Here is a 20,428-nt window from a genome sequence, read left to right on the forward strand (position 1 = left end):
CTCCGGATACGGGCCGTACTCACCGATCGGCAAGTACGGCTCAATGAACTCCCACTCAGCGTCCGTTAGTTGCACTCGCGTCATACAACAAGTTCTGCCGGATCCGGCTCGACGGCGAGGGCGAAACCCGCAAACTGATCACAACCCGATACTCGCCCTAGTCGTGAGTGACCGCTGACTCAGGATTTAGGGTGCGTGCCGCTGCGCCCGTGCGGGTCTCAGAGTGACCCGTAGTGGCGGGCTGTTTCTTGTCGCACCTGGAGACGGGCCGCCATGGCCTTGAGGAGGTGGGCTTCCTCAGCCGCCAGCAGCACCTCTAGCTGCCGCCCAGCCACGTCGCACACCAGCATGGAAAGCTCGGCAACGACGGTGACTTGGGTGTCCGGAGTTCCGAGCTGCAGTCTTGAGACGGTGCCGTCCGCAGTGGAAACGAAGACACCCTCGGGCTTCGCCGTCAGGTGAGCACGGCGTCGACCTCCGCCGGAGTTGCGGAATCGTGCGGCACAGCGGACACGGACGGTTTCCCCGCGGTTCAGCGCGGCGACCCTCTGGGTCATGCGCACGCTGTGCCATCGCTTCTGTATCCGGTGAAGGAGGGGCTGGATCACGATCACGAGAAGCACCAAGACCGAGACGGTCTCCCACATGGACAGCTCCCGTGTCGGCCGAACATTGCCGGGATCAAGATAGACCTGGGGCGCCCCGGCCGGCGCCGTTGATGTCAGCCCTAGATGTCAAAGAGCACCTACGGAGATCCGTAGGTGCTCTTTTCCCCTGTGCCCCCGGCAGGATTCGAACCTGCGACACCCGCTTTAGGAGAGCGGTGCTCTATCCCCTGAGCTACGAAGGCGGGGATCTGTAGGAAAATGTGCAGGAAATTGCGGCGGAAGCCGCGATCCCGGACACATCGGTCCACTGATCCAGCGGTGCGCCAGCGGACTGGCGCGCCGCCGTCAGTGTAGCGGGTGGGGGTGCGCAGGCGAGGGGGTTACCCACCCGGCGCCTGGAGGGCAGCTGCCTGGCCGCCGACCAGGCAGTGGTCACCTGCGCGGCTCCCCCACTGTGCCGAGGGCGATGGAGTTGATCATCCAGGCGAAGCCGAGGTAGATGAGTAGGGCTCCGGGGGCGCCGTAGGCCGGCAGGCGCTTGTCCCAGTGGGAGTAGTCGAGGGTGCAATTGGTGGATTCGCTGTCCTGGCGGAATCCCTTGAGGCGGTCCCCGAGGTCGGTGTTCGGCGGGATCTGGCGGAGGTGCTCGCAGCGGTTGAACTTCGGTCGCTTGGTTCTGGGATCGAGTGCCCTGTCCTCCTTCGTCTCATAGACGGGGATCAGCTCGATGTGTGGTCCGTTCCTGCAGGGGATTTCCACTGCGTGGTAGAAGCGGTAGCTGTTCACTCCGGGGCGTACCGGGAGCTCTCGGACGGGGAGCGGCGTGTAGATGGTCTGCCCGTCGACAGAGATGCGCCGTTCGCATGAACGGCCCGCTGCGGCGTAGACGTCGTGGATGCAGTGGTCATAGCGGTACTTGTTCAGTGGTTTGGGGCTGATTCCGTCGTGCTGTGGTGTGTAGACGACGATTCCGCGGGCGACGAGCCTGGCCCGGTGGGTTCCGCGCCAGGCGGTGTCGAACACGGCGGCGACGACGCCTGGCGCGCGGTCGAGGATCTCGTGGGCGAGGCGCAGGGCCGTGCTCGCCTCCTCCTCCCTGTCCGGATCCTCTTCCGGGGGCCGGTGGCGGGCGCCGTCGGCGTTCAGGATGATCCGGCTGTGAGCTCTCTCCGGCAGGCGTACTGAGAAGGAGACGATCTTCTTTCCGTAGACGGCCCTGTCGCCACCCTCGATCTGGATTCCGGCGTCCGGATCGACTCTGCGTCGTCGCATCTCGCCGGTTTTCTCGTCGCGGGTGAACTCCTCGGTCTGGTCCGAAGGGGGTCTGACGACGGTGGCGTCGCCGTTGATCACCTGGCTACGGTCGGGGCGCAGCCAGCATCCGCGGTGTCTCTTCTCCGACAGGTAGCCGAGAGCGAGCGCCTGTTTGATCCAGGCGTCCCGGGAGGCTTCACGGAGCTGAGGGAGAGCGTCGAGCATTTTGTGCCGGTACTGCAGCCAGTGATGACGTTGAGGGCCGGTTTCGGGGAGGGAGTCGGCCTCCTCGTCGCCCAGGCACTGGCGTACTCCTTCGCGGACGATTTCCCAGATTGTTTTGTGCTGGAGGTTGGCTTCGGTGGAGCGGGCCGTGTTGAAGACAGAGATGGCGCAGACGTAGATGAGGAAGACGTAGGGCGGGTAGTGGGGGGTGCGTCCGCGTGTTCCCGGCTCCTTTCGGGGGAGGACAGCGGTGGCCACCTCGTACAGGGCGGGGTTGGCGACGACGAGCTCCAGCCGTCCGATCTCCGGGATGTTCCGGGCCTCGGGACCCTTGGGTTCGAGATCGAAGCCGGCCGGACTGAAGATGTCCCGGGGTGTGGGGCCGAGGATCCAATCGCGCTTTTTCTTGGCCTTCGCGGCCTTCTTGAGTTTGCGTGGGGCACTGGTGGAGGGGCTCACGTGTCGGACTCCTCTACGGAGGGTCGCCACTGGTAGCCGGCCAGCCGGGCTGCACCATCAAGGGAGGACAGGCCGAAGCGGAGAGCGACGTCGGCGATCTGACCGGTCTGCTCGAAGATTTTCGCGGCGAGCCAGCTGGAGACGTCGCGCGGGGCCACCGAGCGTCCCTCAGTCGCGATGCCACCGCTGCGTACGGTTTCGCCGAAGGCGGTGCACACGCTGGCCTGGCGCCGGTAGGCGGGTGAGCCGGCGATGGTGGCGAGGGTTCCGGAGCCGTCCGCGATTGAGTGCTTGACGATGCAGTTGGCGCGCAGCCGCAGGACTCTGATGCTCCAGTCGTCGTCGAGCGGGCAGTAGCGGGCTGTGGTGTGAGTGGTGCCGCAGGCCCAGACCCGGGCGTGTGGGAGATCGAGGTCGCTGACGCTGGTGTAGCCGATCTCGCCGGTGTGCAGGCCGGAGAGCAGCAGGCCGAGGACGGTGGCGTGCCGAGTCTGGGGCATGCCGCGTTCGGCGTGGAACCGCAGTGCTTCGATGTCGCGGTCGGAGAGCGCGCCGGTGGGCCGGGGCGCGGACCGCGGGATCGGTGGAAGGTCGAGCAGCGGGGCTTTCGTCGTCAGGCCGAGGTGCCGGGCCTCCGCGAACAGGGCGTCGACGCCTGACTTGCGGACGCGGCGCGTGCTGTCAGCGGGTGTGGTGATCAGTCGCCCTTGCCGGTCGTGTCCTGGCGCGTCCACGAAGGTCTGCGCGACGGCGTCTGTGATGTCGTCCAGCCGAGTGACGCCCTGGGCCGTGGTGAACCGCAGCAGGCGCTCGCCGACCTTGATGTAGGACTCGGCGGTCTGGGCACTCAGGCACCCGTGCCGGACGGCCGTGTCCCACTCGCGGACGACGCGAAGGAAAGCCGAGCGGAGGGTGATCCTAGACATGGGCGCCTCCCGCTCGCGCACAGGAGTGCCGCCGGACAGCGGTCATGATCACTGGATTCGACGAAACGTATGGGGTGTGCGGCTCAGTCGCGCTACGGTGACTGGTGGCTCTCGCCTCGTGTGAGGGCACGCCAAAGCCCCCTCTCTCGTGGGCTCTTTGCCCGCGGGGAAGTGGTGGGTTTTCGGTGGGGGGTCCGGAGGCGCCGAACCGGCCAAGGAGATAGCGCCTCCGGACCCAGCTCTCAGTTGTTCATGGACTCCTTTCGCAGCGGCGCGGCGGAACCCAGCTGCTGGATCAGCCGATGGGTGTCGAGCCATTCGCCACGGTCCATCGCCGCGATGGCAGCCAGTGGCCACAGCGGGACGAGGAGTTCGGCCTTCAGCGGCGCCTCGCTCCTCTGTGCGCGAGCGCTCACCGCAGACAACACAGTGACCAGCCCGGTCACGTGGTCATGCAGAGCGGCGGCCTCATCGGGATTCATGTGCCACGCCTCCCCCATGCCGAGGTGTGCCGACAGCAGCTTCTCGACGTCCACGTCGGGGCCCAGGCGGTGGTCGGCCTTGCCTTCTCTGCGAGGGCCGGGGACGGTTGGCTCGTCCTTGTCTGAACGGCGAGAGGCCTCGGCGTCGGGGTCCGAAGAGCACGAGAATCCGGCGTCGCCAGCCGGCCCGCCTGTCTGAGGCTCTTCGGTCGTGGAGGATTGCCCTGGACCCGTCTGCGCGGTGGGCTCCTCGGACGCTGCGGTGCTGCCCGAGGCAGGGGCAACGTGCTCGTACCACCGGATGAGACCGTCGGGCTCCTCGATGAGAAAGCCCGTCGCGACCATCAGATCGAGGAGACGGTCGACCGCCTTTTCATGACCACGAGTTCGTACCTGCCGAAGGAACTTCAGCCTGAGTGCGACCCGGGGTGCGGGTCCCTGCTCGAGACGCTCTCGTGCGGATCGTACGAACCACAGTTTCTGCCAGTCCGTGCGGAGGGCGCTCAGCCCCTCTGTCCGGCCGCTTGCCCAGGCGCGGGCGATCTCCTGAGCGCTCAGTGATGGCCTGTAGATGCCCCGAGCGGAGATCTTCTCGACCAGACCACAGTCGGTCAGGAACTTCATGGAGATCCCGATCCGCCACGGACCGATGTCAGTTGCCTCATCCAGCGCGCTGACGTGGAACTGCTCGGTGAACCTCCCTGCTGTGGAGATCAGGTCGCAGTACGTCGACGCAGGCACGCGAGGGTGAGGCAGCGGTTTCGCCGGCTCGGCCTGTGCCGAGTGGTGACGTTTGTCAGCCAAGGCGTCCTCCAGGGGCCGTGCGAGAGTTGGCGCGTGCGCAGCGTAGAACACGGTCGTCGCCTGGCGCAGGCAAACTGTGGATCTTGTTGCTGAGCAACGCGTCTGCCAGCAGACGGAGTTGGAGCTGCGCTGGCGTTTCGGCACCTGCACTCGCCAGGGCGGCGCCCCTGGCGACGTCTTCATGGCGCAGCCCGGCGGCGCTGTAGGGGGCGAGGCGTGACGCTAATAACTTGATCCACGCCAGCGCTGGCGGTGAGTTTTGTCTGCCATCTGTGCCGCTGTGGATAGGCCGCTTGGAGCGGCCGTCCCAAGCGTGAGACGCAGCTCGGTCGCTCGCGAAAGATCACTGGAGATTCCTTTCCGGACCCGCTCCTCCAGGGGTGCTATATCAGTAGCATGGGTGAGGTGGGTCCGCATTCCGAGCGCCCTTCCGTCACACTTGTCAGGTGCCTGGAGGAACGAGACGTGCGCAGAGGCCGAACACATACGTGGTCGGCGGCGAATGGCCGCATGCCATGATGGAGCCGCACCGTGGTGCCCTCGTCGCACAGGCCATCGCTCGGAAGCTCGCCCAGGCGATGTCTGACCAAGGACTGAGCGCCAATGCCCTTGCTCGCAGAAGCGGGGTCAATCGGCAGGTGATCACCAACGTCCTGAACGGCACAGTGTGGGCCGACACGCTCACCGTGATCGACCTGGAAGGTGCTCTTGGTGTGATCCTGTGGCCTGATCACGTGCAGTGGCGCATCCCTGCCGCCGGCGAGGCTCCCGAGGGCTACAACGATGAGGTGGAAGGGACACCCGCCGAAGGTTCGAGCGCACCGGACAGCGTGGGGTGGGCGAGGTCGCCAGGCCTCGATTGACGGCCGCACGCCGCGGGCTCCTGAGGAATGTGGCAGTCGACGGCCAGCGGCTCGAAGCCGGTCGTCGCGGAGCTGGACCCCCTGGGCGATGTGGATGGTGTGGATGTGCGGGGCCTTGGCCTGCTTCAGTGACTCCAGCAGGCCTGCGAGGTGTACGAGCGGGTTACCTGGCAGCGTCGCCGTCGAGGTCCAGGCGGATCAGGGCCAGCGCCGTGGCAATCTCGACGGTCATCTCGTCGTCGGGGCCGAACACCATGCACATGTCCTGATGGAGCGGTTCGAGGGCCTGCCGGGCTTCAGCGGCTCGGCCTTGGGCGAGCAGCAGCATCCCGATGTTGTGCCGCAGCTCCACCGCTTCCTCGCTCACGTCACTATCGACGGCCCGCACGACGTTTAGCACGCCCTGGAGCGCGGCGAGCGCGTCGGTGACCTGGCCCAGTTCGGCGCGGCACCGGGCCGCCTGGGCGCGGCAGGCACGGGACTGCTCGCCGGTGGGTCCGGTGATGCGGGCGTAGGCGTCGGCAAGGGCCTCGAACTCGGGCAGAGCGGCCCGGTAGTCGCCGCCGAGGAGGCGGATTGCCGCTCGCTGGCGGCGCAGCGCCAGCACGGCCTTGCTTTCGGAGCCGAGGGCGAGGGCTGCGGGTTCGATGATCTCGCCGAGCACCTCGGCGGCCTGGGCGAACCGCTCCTCCTCCAACAGGGCGTCGGACTGGGCGTACGCCTCCTTGATGTCCTCGCGCAGTTGGGCGGGAACGGGCACCGGCTGGCCCCCCGGGAGGACGGCCGTGGGCGGCAAACCATCAGGTGCGAGCGCCTGGGCGCGGGCACGGGGCGCGAAAGGGCGACGGAACACGCCCGTCGGGTCGGGCGCGCCAGCCGGCCCGGCGCCAGTCGTGACGGGCTCCTGGCCCGGAGGTGGGAGGAACGGCAGCAGTCGCGCGTACACCTCCTGCGTGTCGGCGGGCCGTGCCTCGGGCGCCTTGCGCAGCAGGTGCAGGACCAGCTCCTCCAGCGCCTCGGGGACGTCGGGCCGCAGCTGTCGCAGCGGGGTGGGGGCGGCGTTGACGTGCTGGTACATCAGCAGGTACGCGTCCTCCGCCTCGAACGCGAGTCGTCCACTGAGGAGTTCGTGCAGCACACAGCCCAGCGCGTACAGATCGGTCTGCGGGGTGATGCGTCCGCCGCGGACCTGTTCGGGCGACATGTACTGGTGGGTGCCGATGGGGCTACCGGTGGCGGTCAGTTTGGTGACGTCGGTGCGCAGGATCGCAGCGATGCCGAAGTCGAGGACCTTCACGGTGCCGTCGCGTGCGACGAGGATGTTGCCCGGCTTGAGGTCTCGGTGGATCACCGGGACGTCGTGCGCGTACGACAGCACGGTCGCAACCTGCGCGGCGACGGCAGCCGCCCAGCTGACCGGTAGCGGCCGGCCGGGGTCCAGGTAGGCGGACAGCGGTACACCGTCGACTAGTTCCATCACCAGGAACAGCCGCTCGTACGACGCGTCGAGCACCGCGTCGTACACCTGCGGCACACCGGGGTGCTGGATGCGTGCGGTGATGCGGGCCTCGCGGCGGAAGCGCTTGGCGAACTCCTCGGCCAGTTGCGGAGAGGTGACCGATGCCTGCCGGATGAGCTTCACGGCGACGGGCCGGTCGAGCACGGCGTCGTAGCCGCGCCACACGTCGCCCATGCCGCCGTGGCTGAGCTCCTCCAGGAGTTCGTAACGGTCGGAGATCGCCTCCTGCGGCACCTTGCCCCCGGTGTGCGTGATGAACAGTCACGGTCAGGGGTCAAGTGTGACCGCTGCGTTGATCTGTCGTCCAGCGGCCTGGTGCGATCGGGGCTTGGTCGTGGTGGGTGACCACGGGCAGGAGAGTGCGGCGGCCGGTCCGCCTCCCGCCGGCAGGGCGTACTGCGCCCCACCCTGGGGAGCCCGGTCGCACCGGCGGCTGGGCCCCACGTTTTGCTCGGTTGGCCGAGACGGAAACACCGTCCCCGCTCCGAAGAATCGGGGACCCACCGCCGGATCAGACGCTCCAACGCCCTCACAAGACCTGCCGCTCCGGCAAATCGTCACGGGCGACTGCAGTACGGTCTGGCAACTGAGTCGGCAGTGCCGAATCCGATGCAGCGTGGCTACTTCACATCTTTGGCCAGGACGGCGACGGCGACCTTGCCCACCACCGTCGTCAGGACGTAGTTGGTTGAGCTGCTGAATGCGACACCTACGCCGGCGGGAATCGCCTTGGCCATCGCCTTCTGGGTGAAAGTGATCGACACCCGCTTGAACAACTGCTTGATCGTGACCAAGGCCGGCCCTCGCAGGTACTGATAGACCAACTTCTCGGCGATCTTCATGACCGCTGCCTTGCCACCCTTTGACGCCATCTGTTCCACGGAACCTGCCAAGGCGAGCACGAAGGCGAGGTGCTTCTTGTCCTCATCGCTCAGCTCGGTCTCGTAGACCTCGACCAGGCACATGCACATGTCGATCTGGAGCTTGAGTGCCGCGGCGATATCGGTGATACCGCCGCCCAGGACGGCGACCGCTGTCCCGACTCCTGGAATCACACTCGGGGCTGCAGTGACCGCACCGGTGACTGCCGAAAGTTTGGAGTACCGGCCAATTATCTTGGCTGCGATCCGGCGCTTGTCCTCCAGGGTCTCGGGCTCCCGCTCGAACTTGCCCTCGAACGCCGTACGGTACCCGCCGACGATCTCAGCGGCCGCCTGCGGTGTGATGGCGATCAGCTCGACGGCCTTCTGAAGCCGAGACTCTTCGAGCTCGTCCTGCGCGTGGTTCATCGTTTCCCCTCCCGATCCGCTGCGACATGGCAGCGGAAGATCCCTTGCCCCATCGTCAAGGAGCGTCGTGCCGCTCCAGCAGGTCGCCCCGGCCGGCACTTCCGGCCGGGGCGTACACATCAGACGTCGTCGTCCAGACCCTCCTCGCGGCGGATCATCCGCCAGGCGGCCTTGCGGGCGCTGCGGTCCAGACTGGACTTGAAGCCCTTGTCGGGGCCGAAGTACTGGCGGCCCATGCCCGCAATGGTGTCGATGTGGTCGGCCATCTTGTCCGCGAAGACGTTGTCGAAGACGAGGCCGAAGTTCTCCTCGTCGTTGACGACGGCCGCCGCCCGCACCTTCGGGTCGGCCTTGGCCTCCTCGAACGGCCGAATGACGTCCTGCTCAGTGAACTCGGTGCCGAAGCGCTCGTTGAACTTGTCGATCAACTGCGAGAGCAGCGACTTCTCCGCCTCTTTGGCACCGCCCGAGCCGTCACCGAAGCCCTGCATCGTCGTCGGCCCCTCGGAAGTGAGGGAGACGTCGTACTCGCCAGTCTTCTCCACCCGCATATGGCTGAGGTCGATCTCGCCGATGTCCACGCCGCCGTCCGCCCGGCGTGGCAGCCGGTTGAGGAGGTAGCGGCCGTAGAGGTGCAGTCGCTCCAACTCAGCGTCCTGGTACGGAACGATCTGCGCGAGGAAGCCGTACTTCCTGACGTAGTCGTTGAGAGCGGCGCGGAAGTCCTCCGCGGCCTCCTGGTCGTCCGTGTCCTCGCTTTCGAGCAGGGGCGTGAAGCGGGCGACGGCGGGGGAGAGCAGCCGGTACAGCTCGGCGTGCAGCTTCTCCCACTTGGACTGTGAGCCCGCGGCCTTCTCCTTGGCGGCGAAGTACGCCGCGGCGAACTCGTCCATCTCCTGCCCGGACAGGATCGCCGCCTGCATGACCCGGCTCTGCGCTGTGTAGAGCAGGTTGGGGTCGGAGGGGAGGGTGTTCGCCTCCTCGAAGTACGGACGGAAGGAGTCCTGTATGTCGTTGGCGTCGTTGACGAAGTCCAGGACCGCCAGGTCCGCCTGGGACTTGCGCTCGGCGGTCCGGTTCAGCCGGGACAGGGTCTGGACGGCGGAGATGCCAGTCAGTGACTTGTTGACGTACATCGTCGTCAGCAGCGGCTGGTCGAAGCCGGTCTGGTACTTCTCCGCCACGACCAGGATTCGGTACTCGCGCTGGCCCGCACCGCCAGCCCGGGCGGCCTTGTCGTCGGCACGCGTGTACGCGAACGCCTTCGGCAGCGCGCTCTCCGAAAGCCCGCCGTTCTCCTTCGGCTCGGTGGTCTCCTCGCCGTCGATGGTGAGCGAGCCGGAGAAGGCGACGAGGACCCCCAGGTCGGGGTACTTGGTGTCGTAGTCCCGGTCCTTGATGTAGCTCTTGATCGCGCGCGCCATCTCCACGGCGGACTGCCGGGAGGCGGTCACCACCATGGACTTGGCCCGCCCGCCGAGACGGCCCCGGCTGTGCGCCACGAAGTGCTCCACGATTACCTGGGCGTGCTGGGCGACCGTGGAGTCGTGGGTGAGCGCGTACCGGGCGAGCAGACCGTTCGCCTTCGACGGGTCGACCTCCCGCTCGTCGGGGTTCTGGTTCACCAGCTTCCAGTACGTGTTGTACGTGACGTAGTTCCGCAGCGGGTCGAGGATGAAGCCCTCCTCGATCGCCTGCCGCATGGAGTACGTGTGGAAGGGCCGGTAGGTTGCCTTGCCGTCGATGTCCTGGAGCGTGCCGAAGAGTTCGAGGGTCTTCGCCTTCGGCGTAGCGGTGAACGCGAAGTAGGAGAGGTTGGCGGCGCGGGAACGCTGCTCGGCCCGCTTCTTGAGCTGCTCGTCGAGGGTAGCGGCGGCCTCGGCCTTGACCGTGGTCGCGCCCGCGTCGTCCGAGTCGGAGTCCAGGCCGAGGTCGCGCAGCGCGGACCGTACGGCGGTGGCGGCGTCACCGGACTGCGAGGAGTGCGCCTCATCCACGATGATCGCGAAGCTGCTGCCCTGGATCTCCGTGGGGTTGCGCTGGAGGTAGTCGAGCAGCGCCGGGAAGGAGTGCAGCGTGACGGTGACGATCTTCCCGGTGTCGCGGGAGAGCGCCTTGGCGAGCTGCTCGCCCTTCGCCCCGTACTTCTCGTCGATCTTCACGACGAGGCCCGCGGTCTGCTCGAAATTACCGACCGTTTCCCGGAGTTGCGCGTCCAGGTTGCGGCGGTCGGTGATGACGATGACCTTGTCGAAGACCGGCACGCCCGGCTTGAGACCCTTGGCGATGGCCTCGGGGTCGAGTTCGCGGGGGTCGGTCGGGGTGTGCAGGTCGCTGAGGCGGTGGGCGAGCCAACCGATGGTGTTCGACTTGCCCGAGCCGGCCGAGGCCATGACCAGGTAGTCGTGGCCGGCGCCGTGGGTTGCGGCGTGCGCCGTGAGCTTCTTGACCACGTCCCACTGGTGGAACCTGGGGAAGATCATCGTCTTGGTCGTGCCACCACCGGGCGTCTTGCTCTTGTGCAAGTGCACGAACCGCTGAAGCAGGTCCAGCCAGTTGTCCGGCCGCCAGACCTGCTCCCAGAGGTAGGAGGTCGCGTACGTGCCGTAGGTGGTGGGGGCCGGGTTGCCGGCGCCGCCGGGCTGGCCGGGACCGTTGGAGCCGGTGTTGAAGGGCAGGAAGCGGGTGTTCTTGCCCTTGAGCTGGGTGGTGACGAAGACCAGGTCCGGGTCGACGGCGAAATTCGCGACGACCCGGCGCGTGAAGATCAGCTCGGTGGGGTCGCGGTCGGTGCGGTACTGCTCCTTGGCCTGCTCCACCCCCTGCTTGGTCAGCGGGTTCTTCAGCTCGGCCGTGGCGACCGGGATTCCGTTGAGGAAGAGGGCGAGGTCGAGCCGGTTGCCCCAGTCGGCCTGTTTCGTCGCGTACTCCAGCTCGCGGACGACGGTGAGACGGTTGGCCCGGTAGCCGTCGAGCACGGAGTCGTGGGCGACGAGGTTCGGCTTGAAGTACGCGACGCGGAGCAGGACGCCCCGGTCCTTGACGCCGTTCCGGAGGACATCGAGGAGCCCGTTGGTGGCGATGGCCTGGTCGAGGCGACCGGCAAACCCGCGCTGGGCCTCGTTCGGGTCCCCGCCGTAGACGGTGAGCAGCTCGCTCCACTCGTCGGGCTGGGTCGCGCCGATGAAGGTGAATAGTTCGTTGGTGTCCAGGCCGAGATCGGCCCGGTAATCCTGCGGGCGGGATTCGCGCCAGCCGCGCTCGACCATGGCGGCGACTATGGCGTCACCGAAGGCGGACTCCGTGTGGATGGGGCTCATGGCTAGGCGGTGACTCCGTCCGTTACGTTGCGCCCGCTGGCGGTGGATACGTCGAACTGACCGGTTACGGCGGCGGTGATCAGGGCTTGGCGGCGCTCGGCCGCCAGGGATGCGGAGCGCGTGACCAGTTCACGCAGCGGGCGCAGCTTTGTGATCCGATCGCCAATTTCACGCTGCTCGTCGGGAGAAACGATCGGGATGGGGATCCGTCCGAAGAGATCCCAGTTTCGGAAGTCGACTGCCCGCTCACGTGTGCTGGTTGCAAAGTTACCGAGGTATCCCTGGAGAGCCAGCAGGCGAAGAAGCCGACCCAGGAAGTGTGCGTCTCCACTACCAATGGGGGTACACACATGGTAGACAGGACTGCAATTCCCGATGGCTTCAGAGGCGCCGATGGCTCCCGCAAAGCCATCGAGTCCGTGAACGACCACATCGTCTACCCGGACGTTCTGTCCCTGTGGATCGGCAGAAGCCGAAAGGGTGTAACCCTCCGCGCGACGCAGGCTTCGCTCCGTTACCTGGCCGTCTCGATATGCTGTGATGATACCCGAATTGGCGACCGCGGGTCGGGTTACTTTGGTCAGTATCCGCCGAATAGGCAACGTGGGGTGGCCGGTTGCCCGATTTACCAGCTGGCTGGATCCCACATGCTGGAGTACCTGACTGTCGATGCGCTCGTTCATGAGGGAAACCAGTCGTTCCTTCTTGGAGACCAGGTCATCAACCTTGCTGATCTCGATATCGAGGAAGTCGGCGATGTGGCGCTGCTCCCGCTCGTCAGGAAAGCTGATTCGCAGGTCTCGAATCTGTGCCTCGTTGACGTACGGAAGTGGGCCGGAGCCGGCCAACTCGCTGAGATCGATCAGTGACAGCGCATAGACCCAGAAGCGAGGATCGCCCACTTGAGGTACGACAGCCATCAAGTTGTTGTCCATTGCTGACGGTTGCCGCAGTAGTCGCCGAGGGTTCTTGAGAAGAGCTGCGCCGACCTTAGGGAAGACTACTGAGCCAGTTGGGGCCAAGCGGGCGCCGAGTGTGCTGATGTCTCCACGGCTGACCCAGTTTTGTGCTCCGATGACGCTGTAGCCACTCCTTTGTGTAGAAAGATCTGAAACCTTCAGGAATGGGTACTCGCCGGACTCCTGCCCTTGGAAGGAGTGAGGAAATCCCACCCCGCTGATGATCCGGGCCACGCGTCCAAGCTTGACCGTAGGGTAGGAAGACATCAATCCGTCACCTCCCCCAGCAGGACCTGGATCTCCGCCTCCAGGGACTTCAACTCCGCGTCGATCTCCGCCAGCGGCCTCGGCGGTTGGTACACGTAGAAGTGCCGCGTCACGGGGATCTCGTAACCGATCTTCGTCTTCGCGTGGTCGATCCATGCGTCCGGAACGTGTGGCAGCACCTGGCGCTTGAGGTAGTCCTCGACGTCCTCGCCCAGCGGAACGTTCTCGTAGTCCCGCAGGTCCGCGTCCGGCTCCGACGCACCCTTGATCTTCTGGACCTCGCCCTCCGGGTCCCGGACGCCGATGGTCTCCCGGACCGCCTTCGTGAACGGCGCTCCCGACGGCCACGTCAGGCCGGCCGCGACAACCGCGTCCTTGAGTGCGATGAACGCGTCGGACTTCGTCGTCCAGGACGTGCCGAGCAGCGTACGCACCGCCGCCACGAACTCCTCGCTCCGCTCCAGCTTGGCCACCGGCTTGGCCTCCGCCAGCGCGGACAGGGTCTCCTCCGTGACCTCGAAGCGCAGCTTCAGCGGCCGCTCCACGGTGATGCGCTGGTAGCCGAAGTCCTCGTTGGCGAAGATCTTGACCTTGCTGTGCAGCGGGTGCCCGGGGTCCTTGGCGACCTGGAGGGCCTCCGAGTACAGCCGGGTGATGTCCCCGATGTGGTCGGGGCGGCCGTTCGTTCCGTCGCCGAGTTCCTTGCGCTTGTCGCCGAGCGACTTGCGCATCTTCACCCACTGGTCGCGCGCGTCGAGCAGGACGACCTTGCCCTTGTGGTCGGCGTCCTTGCGGTTGGTGAGGATCCAGAAGTACGTGGAGATACCGGTGTTGTAGAAGAGCTGATCCGGGAGGGCGACGATCGCCTCCAGCCAGTCGTTCTCCAGGATCCAGCGACGGATGTTGGACTCGCCGGACTCGGCCGCACCGGTGAATAGCGGGGAGCCGTTGAAGACGATGGCGATGCGGGAGCCGCCCCCGCCGTTCACGTCCACCGGCTTCATCTTCGAGATCATGTGCTGGAGGAAGAGCAGCGAGCCGTCGTTGATGCGCGGTAGGCCGGCGCCGAAGCGGCCGGCGTCGCCGAGCGACTTGTGCTCGTACTCGACCTCCTCCTTGACCTTCTTCCACTCCACGCCGAACGGCGGGTTGGCGAGGATGTAATCGAACTTGCGGCGGGCGTGGCCGTCGTCAGAGAAGGAGTTGCCGAAGCGGATGTTCTCCGGGTCCTGGCCCTTGATCATGAGGTCGGAGCGGCAGATCGCCCAGGACTCGGGGTTGAGCTCCTGCCCGTACACCTCGACCGTCGCGTCCGGGTTGAGGGCGAGGATGCGGTCGTCGGCGGCGCTGAGCATGCCGCCCGTGCCGCAGGCCGGGTCCATGACCGTACGGACGACACCGGGCAGGCTGAGGATGTCCGCGTCGGGCGCCACCAGCAGGTTCACCATCAGCTTGATGACCTCGCGCGGGGTGAAGTGCTCACCCGCGGTCTCGTTCGACTGCTCGGCGAAGCGGCGGATCAGCTCCTCGAAGATGTAACCCATGTTGTGGTTGGGCACGACATCGGGGTGCAGGTCGAGGTCGGTGAACTTGCCGATGACCTGGTAGAGCAGGTTCGCGCCGTCGAGCTTCCTGACCTGCTGGTTGAACTCGTACTTGTCGAGGACCTCGCGTGCGTTGTCGGAGAAGGCGCCGACGTAGATCTGCAGGTTCTTCGCCGCGTTCTGCGGGTCAGCCGCGATCTTCCGCAGTGTGAGGTCGCTCTTGTTGTAGAAGGAGTTACCCGAGGCCTTGCGCAGGAAGTGGTCGGTGTCGATCTCCTGGCCGGCGAACCTGGCGACGGTCTCGACGACCTTCTCGCGCGTCGGCTCCAGGACGCATTCCAGGCGGCGCAGCACGGTGAACGGCAGGATGACCTTGCCGTAGTCGGACTGCTTGTAGTCACCGCGCAGGAGATCGGCGACGGACCAGGCATGGTTCGCCAGCTCCGTGTGCTTGCTGCTGTTCAAGAGGTCCCGGCTTCCTTCCGAAGAGCGCCGTCCGGGCGGAGGACGGCAGGGATCCAGTGTGGTCGTGTGCGGTGGGACGTGTGGGGCGTTTCAGGTGGAACGGCCATGAGGGGTGCCCAGCGGCAGTAGTGCGCCGGCGGTCAGGCCGGTGGTGAGGGTGGCCGCGGTGTCGGCGGCGAGGTCGGCGGTTCGACGGACGGCCGCGCGTAGTTTGTGCACGCGGCGGAAGGCCTCCCCGTAGCGCTGCTGTTCCTCCAGGGGCAGCAGCGGTACGCGCAGGCGGCCCGGTGTGACGTGCACGAGGCTGCTGCCGGTCGACGCGGAGGCGATGTTGTCCTCGGCGCCGAGGAACCCGGCCAGGAACCACGGGTCGAGGCGGGCGGGGTCGGGGCGCAGGAGGTGGATGTGTTGACCCAGCAGGGCTCCGGCGTCCCAGTCGTCCGCTACCCGGGTCATCGCGGCCGCGTTGTCGCCGCCCGCGACGGCGCGTACGAGTACGTCCCCGGCGGCTACGGGTTGCGCGGCGTCCGCGTGGATGTCGGCAGCCGTGCCGGACGGCGGGTTTCCGGCCGAGATGTCGCGGGCGGTGAGGACCGGCCGCTCCACGGTGGGGGCGCCGGAGCTCTTGGAGCCTCGCGTGCCGGGCGTCGCTGCCCGCAGCACGGTCAGGGCTCCGCCGCGTGCCAGGTCGGAGACGGTCGCCGTACGCCACTCGCGGGCCGATGCCCCGGACGACTGCCACCCGCCGGAGGCGGAGGAGGCCGCCAGCGCGGTGACCTGCTCGGCCAGCTGCCCGTACAGGTCGTCAACGTGGCGGGCCAGGGCCGCCGGGTCGATGTCGGCTGCGGTCGCCCGGACATGGCGGGCCGGGGTGACGTCGACGACGTCGTCGAGGAGGTCGACGACCGGCACCGCGCGGGCGACGCCGGGCTCGTCGGCGTAAGTGTCGGGTGCGGTGGTGAACGCGGTCCACTGGCCGAGGACCCGGTCTGTCAGCCCGGTCCAGTCGAAAGAGGCGGCGGAGGTCGTGGAGGAAGAGGACGAGCCGGAGCGGCGGGTGCGTGAGCCGCCACGGGTGCCGGCGTCGGCCGTGTCACTGGCGAAGGCCGTGCCCGGGGTACCCTCCCGCTGCTCGCCTTCCCCGTCGACGAACAGCACTGTCGTACGGTCCGTGCCGCCCGGCTCGGGACGTTGGAGCACCCAGATCTGAAGACCAATGTGGAGCGGATACGCGGCACGTGCCGGAAGGGAGACGACGGCGCGCAGGGCCCCGCCGCGGATGAGTTCCGCGCGGACGCGGCGGCCTGAGGAACGGAAGGCGAGCGCTGGCGGTAGCAGCATGACCGCGTGGCCGCCGGGCTCCAGGTGCGCGAGGGCGTGCTGTACCCAGGCCAGTTCGGACTCGAAGCGCGGCGGAAGTCCGTACGCCCATCTCGGGTCGTAGGCCAGCTCGTCGTGGCCCCAGTCCCGGTCGGCGAACGGTGGGTTGCACAGGACGGCGTTCACGGTGACGTCGGGGAAGGCGTCGTGGCGCAGGCTGTCGCCGACGCGGATCGCCGTCTCGGCCTCGGGTGCGGCGAGCAGGAGCCGGATCGCCGTGCGTCGGCCCTGGACAGGGAGGGAATCCTGCCCGAACAGCTCCCGTGCGCCCTGCCGGGCGGCGGCCGCCAGGAGCGTGCCGCTGCCGCAGGCGGGGTCGAGAACGCGGGACATGTCGGCGGGCAGGAGTCGTGCCATGAGCAGCGCCAGGCCCTTAGGGGTCTGGTAGACGCCGCTGGCGGCGCCTTCATCCAGTTCGCGTTCGGCCAGGACGTCGGCGGCGGCCTGTGGCCCCGCCTCGCGGACGCAACCCAGCAGCGCGCGGACCGCGCCCGCGTCGTCCGGACCGTAGCGGACCGGTTCCGCCTCGGGCAGGGAGGCCGGAAGCTCGCCCGCAGTCTTCTCCGCTCGGGCGATCAACTGGTCGTCGGGTAGGGCGGCGAGTTCGTCCAGCTCCTCCGGTGCGCGGCGGGACACGGCCGCCACCAGCGGGAACAGCCGTGCGGCCACTCCCGAGCCGGGTCCCAGCAACCGGAGCGCCGTACGCAGTTCCTCGGTCGGCGCGGCGGCGGAGGTGTGACCGCGTCCACGCAGCCATGCCTGGACGGCCGGCAGGTCGTAGAGCGGGCTGGTTTCCGTACCCGCGCTGGGGGCGGGGAAGTCGTCGTGGCGGCGACGCCAGTTGCTGACGGTGGCGCGCGTGACCCCTGCGATACGGGAGATCTCGGCGGCCGTCACATGCGCTGCGGGCGCCGGTCGGGCTGGTGGCTGCTGGGGCATGGCGTGGGGTTCCGCACCTCTCGGGCCAGTCGGACAGGGACGGTTAACACATTACAACAGCCGTCAAATTCGTCAAGCCGTTTGACGGCGCTTTCAGTGTCATGTTTATTTAGTCATGGTTCCGAGTGGAAGCGTGACGCTGCCCGCGCGGACCGCACTGTGGCGCGCCCTGTCGCCGTACCGCGTCACGTCCGCACCGACACGCGTGCCGGTGTCCGCCCCGTCCTCCTCAGCAGCATCCGGACCCCCGGGAGACAGCACATGACCGTGACGGAACAGCCCCAGCCGAACGCGGATGAACCCACCGACCCCACTCGGCCGAACCCCGCCGACCAGCCCCCGCCCCTGGCCGATCTGGTGCGGACCCGTCTGGGCGCGGCGGCACTCACCGAGCCCGTGAAGGCGCTTCTGAAGGAGGCCCTGGGCGAGGACGAGACCCGTGGAACCTCCCCGGTCGGGCGCGTCTACCTCGACTCCCTCGCCGTCAACGGCTTCCGCGGCATCGGCCCCCGTGCCCGGCTGAGCCTCAGCCCCCGCCCGGGCGTCAACCTTGTCGTGGGCCGCAACGGCTCCGGCAAGTCCAGCCTCGCCGACGCCATCGAGGTCGGCTTCACCGGTACCCGGGCCCACCGGCCGGGCCAGGACGCCACGCGTGGCGGCCACTGGTACAACCTCCACAACGCCGACAGCCCCAAGATCGAGCTCAAGCTCGCGATCGAGGGCGACACCGGCAACAGCACCCTCACCCGGACCTGGGCGAGCCAGGAGTTCGGCAGCTCCGAGGCCACCTTCAAGCGTCCGGGCCAGGGAACCGTCCCTCTGGTCGAGGCCGGCTGGGACACGGCCCTCGCCGACCATCGGCCGTTCCTCTCGTACACCGACCTCGACCTCATGCTCACCGGCAAGCCGTCCGAGCGGTACGACGCGATCGCCACCATCCTCGGCATGGACCTGCTTTCCACCGCGACCAACAGGCTGAGCGCGAGGGAGAAGGCTCTCGCCGCCGTCGCGAAGGAGACGAAGGACACCCTGCCGGGCCTGAAGGACGCCCTCTATGCGCTGGAGGACGACGACCGCGCCGTACAGGCCCTGCTCGCCGTGGACACCCCGGGAGCCCTGGACCTCGACACCATCGACGCGCTCGTCGCCGGTCTCCCCCCGGCCGACGACAGCCGGCTCGCCGAGCTCCAGATCGAGGCCGGGGTGCACGGGCCCGACCTGGCGGAGGTCGGGGAGGCCGTCCAGCGGCTGCGGATCGCCCTCGCCGACGTGGAGGACCTTCACGGCACCGACGCCGAGAACGCCCGGCTGCGCGCCGACCTGCTGGAGAAGGCCCTTGCCCACGCCGACCGGCACCCCGACGACGACGTCTGCCCGACGTGCGGAACGGAACGGGTCCTCGGACGGGAGTGGTGCGACCGTGCCTCCCGGCAGGTGGCGGAACTGCGTCGCGAGGCGAAGACCGCCGAGGACGCGCGGGCCGCCGTCCGGACGGGCAAGCGGAACCTCCAGAACCTCATCGAGACTCCCAAGCGGATCCCCGTTGCACTGGCCGACCCGTGGAAGGCGTGGACCGACTGCCGGCAGATCACCGACCCCGTTAAGCTCGCCAGGAGCGCCGAGGAGGCCGCCCCGGTCCTCGTCGACGCCTGCGACACCGTCAGGAGGCACGCGGCCCGCGAGCTGGAGGAGCGCGACGAGCGGTGGCGCGCGCTCGTGATCCGGCTTGCCGCCTGGGCAGACAAGGCGCGCGAGACCGAGCGGGACAAGCCTCTGATGGGCAACCTCCGCAAGGCTGTGAAGTGGCTCAAGGACCTCTCCACCGAGCTGCGGGAGCAGCGTATGGAGCGCTTCACCGACGCCACCCAGGGCATCTGGGAGCGCCTGCGCCAGGAGAGCAACGTCGACCTTACGGCCGTGAGCCTGAAGGGCAGTGAGAAGGCGAACGTCCGCAAGCTCGTCATGGCGGCCTCCGTCGACGGCCAGGATGCCCCGGCGCTCGACGTCATGAGCCAGGGGGAGCTGCACTCCCTCGCGCTCTCCCTCTTCCTGCCGAGGGCCACGACCGCGGACAGCCCGTTCGGCTTCCTCGTCATCGACGACCCCGTGCAGTCCATGGACCCGACCAAGGTGCACGGACTCGCCCAGGTGCTGCACGAGTTGGGCAGGCACCGGCAGATCGTCGTCTTCACCCACGACCCCCGTCTGCAGAAGGCGTTCACCGACCAGGAGCTGCCGGTCACGGTCTTCCAGGTGACGCGTGGCGAGGGGTCCCGGGTGAAGGTCGACTGCATCGACGACCCGGTTGCGCAGGCCATCGGCGACGCCCGGGCCATCGCTGCCACCCCGGGCCTTCCCGCCGAGACGTATAGCCACGTGCTGCCCGGCCTGTGCCGTATCGCCTTGGAGAACGCCTTCCTGGAGGTCGCGTGGATCCGTCACCACCGCACCGGTGGATCGGAACACGACCTCCAGGCCGCGATCGACAGCGCGGAGAGGTTCCAGGAGGTCGCGGCCTTCGCCCTCTTCGGCGACGTGAGCCGCAGTAACGACGTTAAGGAGGAGGTGCGCCGCCGCTACGGAAGCCCGGCATGCTCCCTGATCCAGCAGTGCCAGAAGGGAGCCCATTCCGACGGCGCCTCGATCCCCAACCGCCACCGCTTCGTCAAGGACGTCGAGAACCTGGCGCAGAAGATCCGCAAGCCGGAGGTGACCGCATGACCACCGTCTCTCCCGTTTCCGTCGATGGTCTGCTGCTGGCCGCCGACCGCCTCCTCGACGGTGAACTCGCCGAGGCCACCACCGCCGGCCGGCACCGCGGCGCCTGCCTCGCGCTGCGGACCGCGCTGGAGATCCGCGTCGACCGGGTGCTGGAAGTCGCGACGCCCGGGCTGTCCCGCACCACGGGGCGCGCCAAGCTGCTCCTCCTGCACTCCGTCGTGCCGGCGGAGACGGCGCGACGGGCAAAGGCCCTCTGGTCCCAGCTGAGTCTGGGGTGCCACTACCACCTGTACGAGCTCGGTCCCACGTACGACCAGGTACGGGCCTGGCGGATCGAGGCCGACGACCTCGTCCGAGAACTGATCCGCTGACTGTTCGTCACCGTCCGGTTTCTGATAGTTGTT

13 protein-coding genes and 1 tRNA gene are annotated in these 20,428 nt (G+C 67.7%); 3 read left to right on the plus strand and 11 right to left on the minus strand.

Translation table 11 applies throughout. From position 1 onward, the window contains the following. Positions 1-218: 218 nt before the first annotated feature. The 5 genes from ACZ4XX_RS26265 to ACZ4XX_RS26285 all read right to left on the minus strand — a co-directional run bounded on the left by ACZ4XX_RS26265 (position 219) and on the right by ACZ4XX_RS26285 (position 4,758). A complete protein-coding gene (locus ACZ4XX_RS26265; RefSeq protein ID WP_468510326.1) occupies positions 219-647 on the minus strand; it encodes a hypothetical protein in 429 nt (142 codons plus the stop codon). A 130-nt stretch (positions 648-777) separates the two neighbouring features. After that, positions 778-850 (minus strand) — tRNA-Arg (locus ACZ4XX_RS26270). Between the two features lie 190 nt (positions 851-1,040). After that, positions 1,041-2,546 (minus strand): hypothetical protein, encoded by a 1,506-nt coding sequence (locus ACZ4XX_RS26275; protein WP_468510327.1) that lies wholly within the window; start codon positions 2,544-2,546, stop codon positions 1,041-1,043. Then, the gene (locus ACZ4XX_RS26280; RefSeq protein ID WP_468510328.1) at positions 2,543-3,472 is read right to left on the minus strand and encodes a hypothetical protein; all 930 of its coding nucleotides are present in this window, start codon (positions 3,470-3,472) and stop codon (positions 2,543-2,545) included. Before ACZ4XX_RS26280 ends, ACZ4XX_RS26275 begins: the two co-directional genes overlap by 4 nt. Positions 3,473-3,714: 242 nt before the next feature. Then, positions 3,715-4,758 (minus strand): hypothetical protein, encoded by a 1,044-nt coding sequence (locus tag ACZ4XX_RS26285; protein ID WP_468510329.1) that lies wholly within the window; start codon positions 4,756-4,758, stop codon positions 3,715-3,717. A 515-nt stretch (positions 4,759-5,273) separates the two neighbouring features. On the opposite strand from ACZ4XX_RS26285, the gene ACZ4XX_RS26290 reads away from it, so the two are divergent. After that, the gene (locus ACZ4XX_RS26290; RefSeq protein ID WP_468510330.1) at positions 5,274-5,621 is read left to right on the plus strand and encodes a helix-turn-helix domain-containing protein; all 348 of its coding nucleotides are present in this window, start codon (positions 5,274-5,276) and stop codon (positions 5,619-5,621) included. A gap of 163 nt (positions 5,622-5,784) precedes the next feature. Here ACZ4XX_RS26290 and ACZ4XX_RS26295 read toward each other — a convergent pair whose 3' ends face one another. The 6 genes from ACZ4XX_RS26295 to ACZ4XX_RS26320 form a co-directional block, all read right to left on the minus strand. Continuing rightward, on the minus strand, positions 5,785-7,374 hold the full coding sequence (locus tag ACZ4XX_RS26295; protein WP_468510331.1) for a serine/threonine-protein kinase: 1,590 nt from the start codon (positions 7,372-7,374) through the stop codon (positions 5,785-5,787). Between the two features lie 386 nt (positions 7,375-7,760). After that, complete coding sequence (locus tag ACZ4XX_RS26300) at positions 7,761-8,429, minus strand: hypothetical protein (protein WP_089115549.1); 669 nt, start codon at positions 8,427-8,429, stop codon at positions 7,761-7,763. Positions 8,430-8,548: 119 nt separating this feature from the next. Next, entirely contained in the window at positions 8,549-11,749 is a 3,201-nt protein-coding gene (locus tag ACZ4XX_RS26305; RefSeq protein WP_468510332.1) for a type I restriction endonuclease subunit R, read from the minus strand. A gap of 2 nt (positions 11,750-11,751) precedes the next feature. Further along, positions 11,752-12,975, minus strand: coding sequence for a restriction endonuclease subunit S (locus ACZ4XX_RS26310; RefSeq protein ID WP_468510333.1), 1,224 nt, complete (start codon positions 12,973-12,975; stop codon positions 11,752-11,754). Next, entirely contained in the window at positions 12,975-14,984 is a 2,010-nt protein-coding gene (locus ACZ4XX_RS26315) for a type I restriction-modification system subunit M (RefSeq protein ID WP_468510334.1), read from the minus strand. Before ACZ4XX_RS26315 ends, ACZ4XX_RS26310 begins: the two co-directional genes overlap by 1 nt. Positions 14,985-15,074: 90 nt before the next feature. Next, positions 15,075-17,261 (minus strand): N-6 DNA methylase, encoded by a 2,187-nt coding sequence (locus ACZ4XX_RS26320; RefSeq protein WP_468510385.1) that lies wholly within the window; start codon positions 17,259-17,261, stop codon positions 15,075-15,077. Positions 17,262-17,564: 303 nt separating this feature from the next. Between ACZ4XX_RS26320 and ACZ4XX_RS26325 the strand changes: the two genes are divergently transcribed. Continuing rightward, complete coding sequence (locus ACZ4XX_RS26325) at positions 17,565-20,024, plus strand: AAA family ATPase (RefSeq protein WP_468510335.1); 2,460 nt, start codon at positions 17,565-17,567, stop codon at positions 20,022-20,024. Continuing rightward, a complete protein-coding gene (locus tag ACZ4XX_RS26330; protein ID WP_468510336.1) occupies positions 20,021-20,395 on the plus strand; it encodes an alpha/beta hydrolase in 375 nt (124 codons plus the stop codon). Before ACZ4XX_RS26325 ends, ACZ4XX_RS26330 begins: the two co-directional genes overlap by 4 nt. Positions 20,396-20,428: the final 33 nt, after the last annotated feature.

The organism is Streptomyces sp. NPDC029956 (assembly GCF_055574655.1).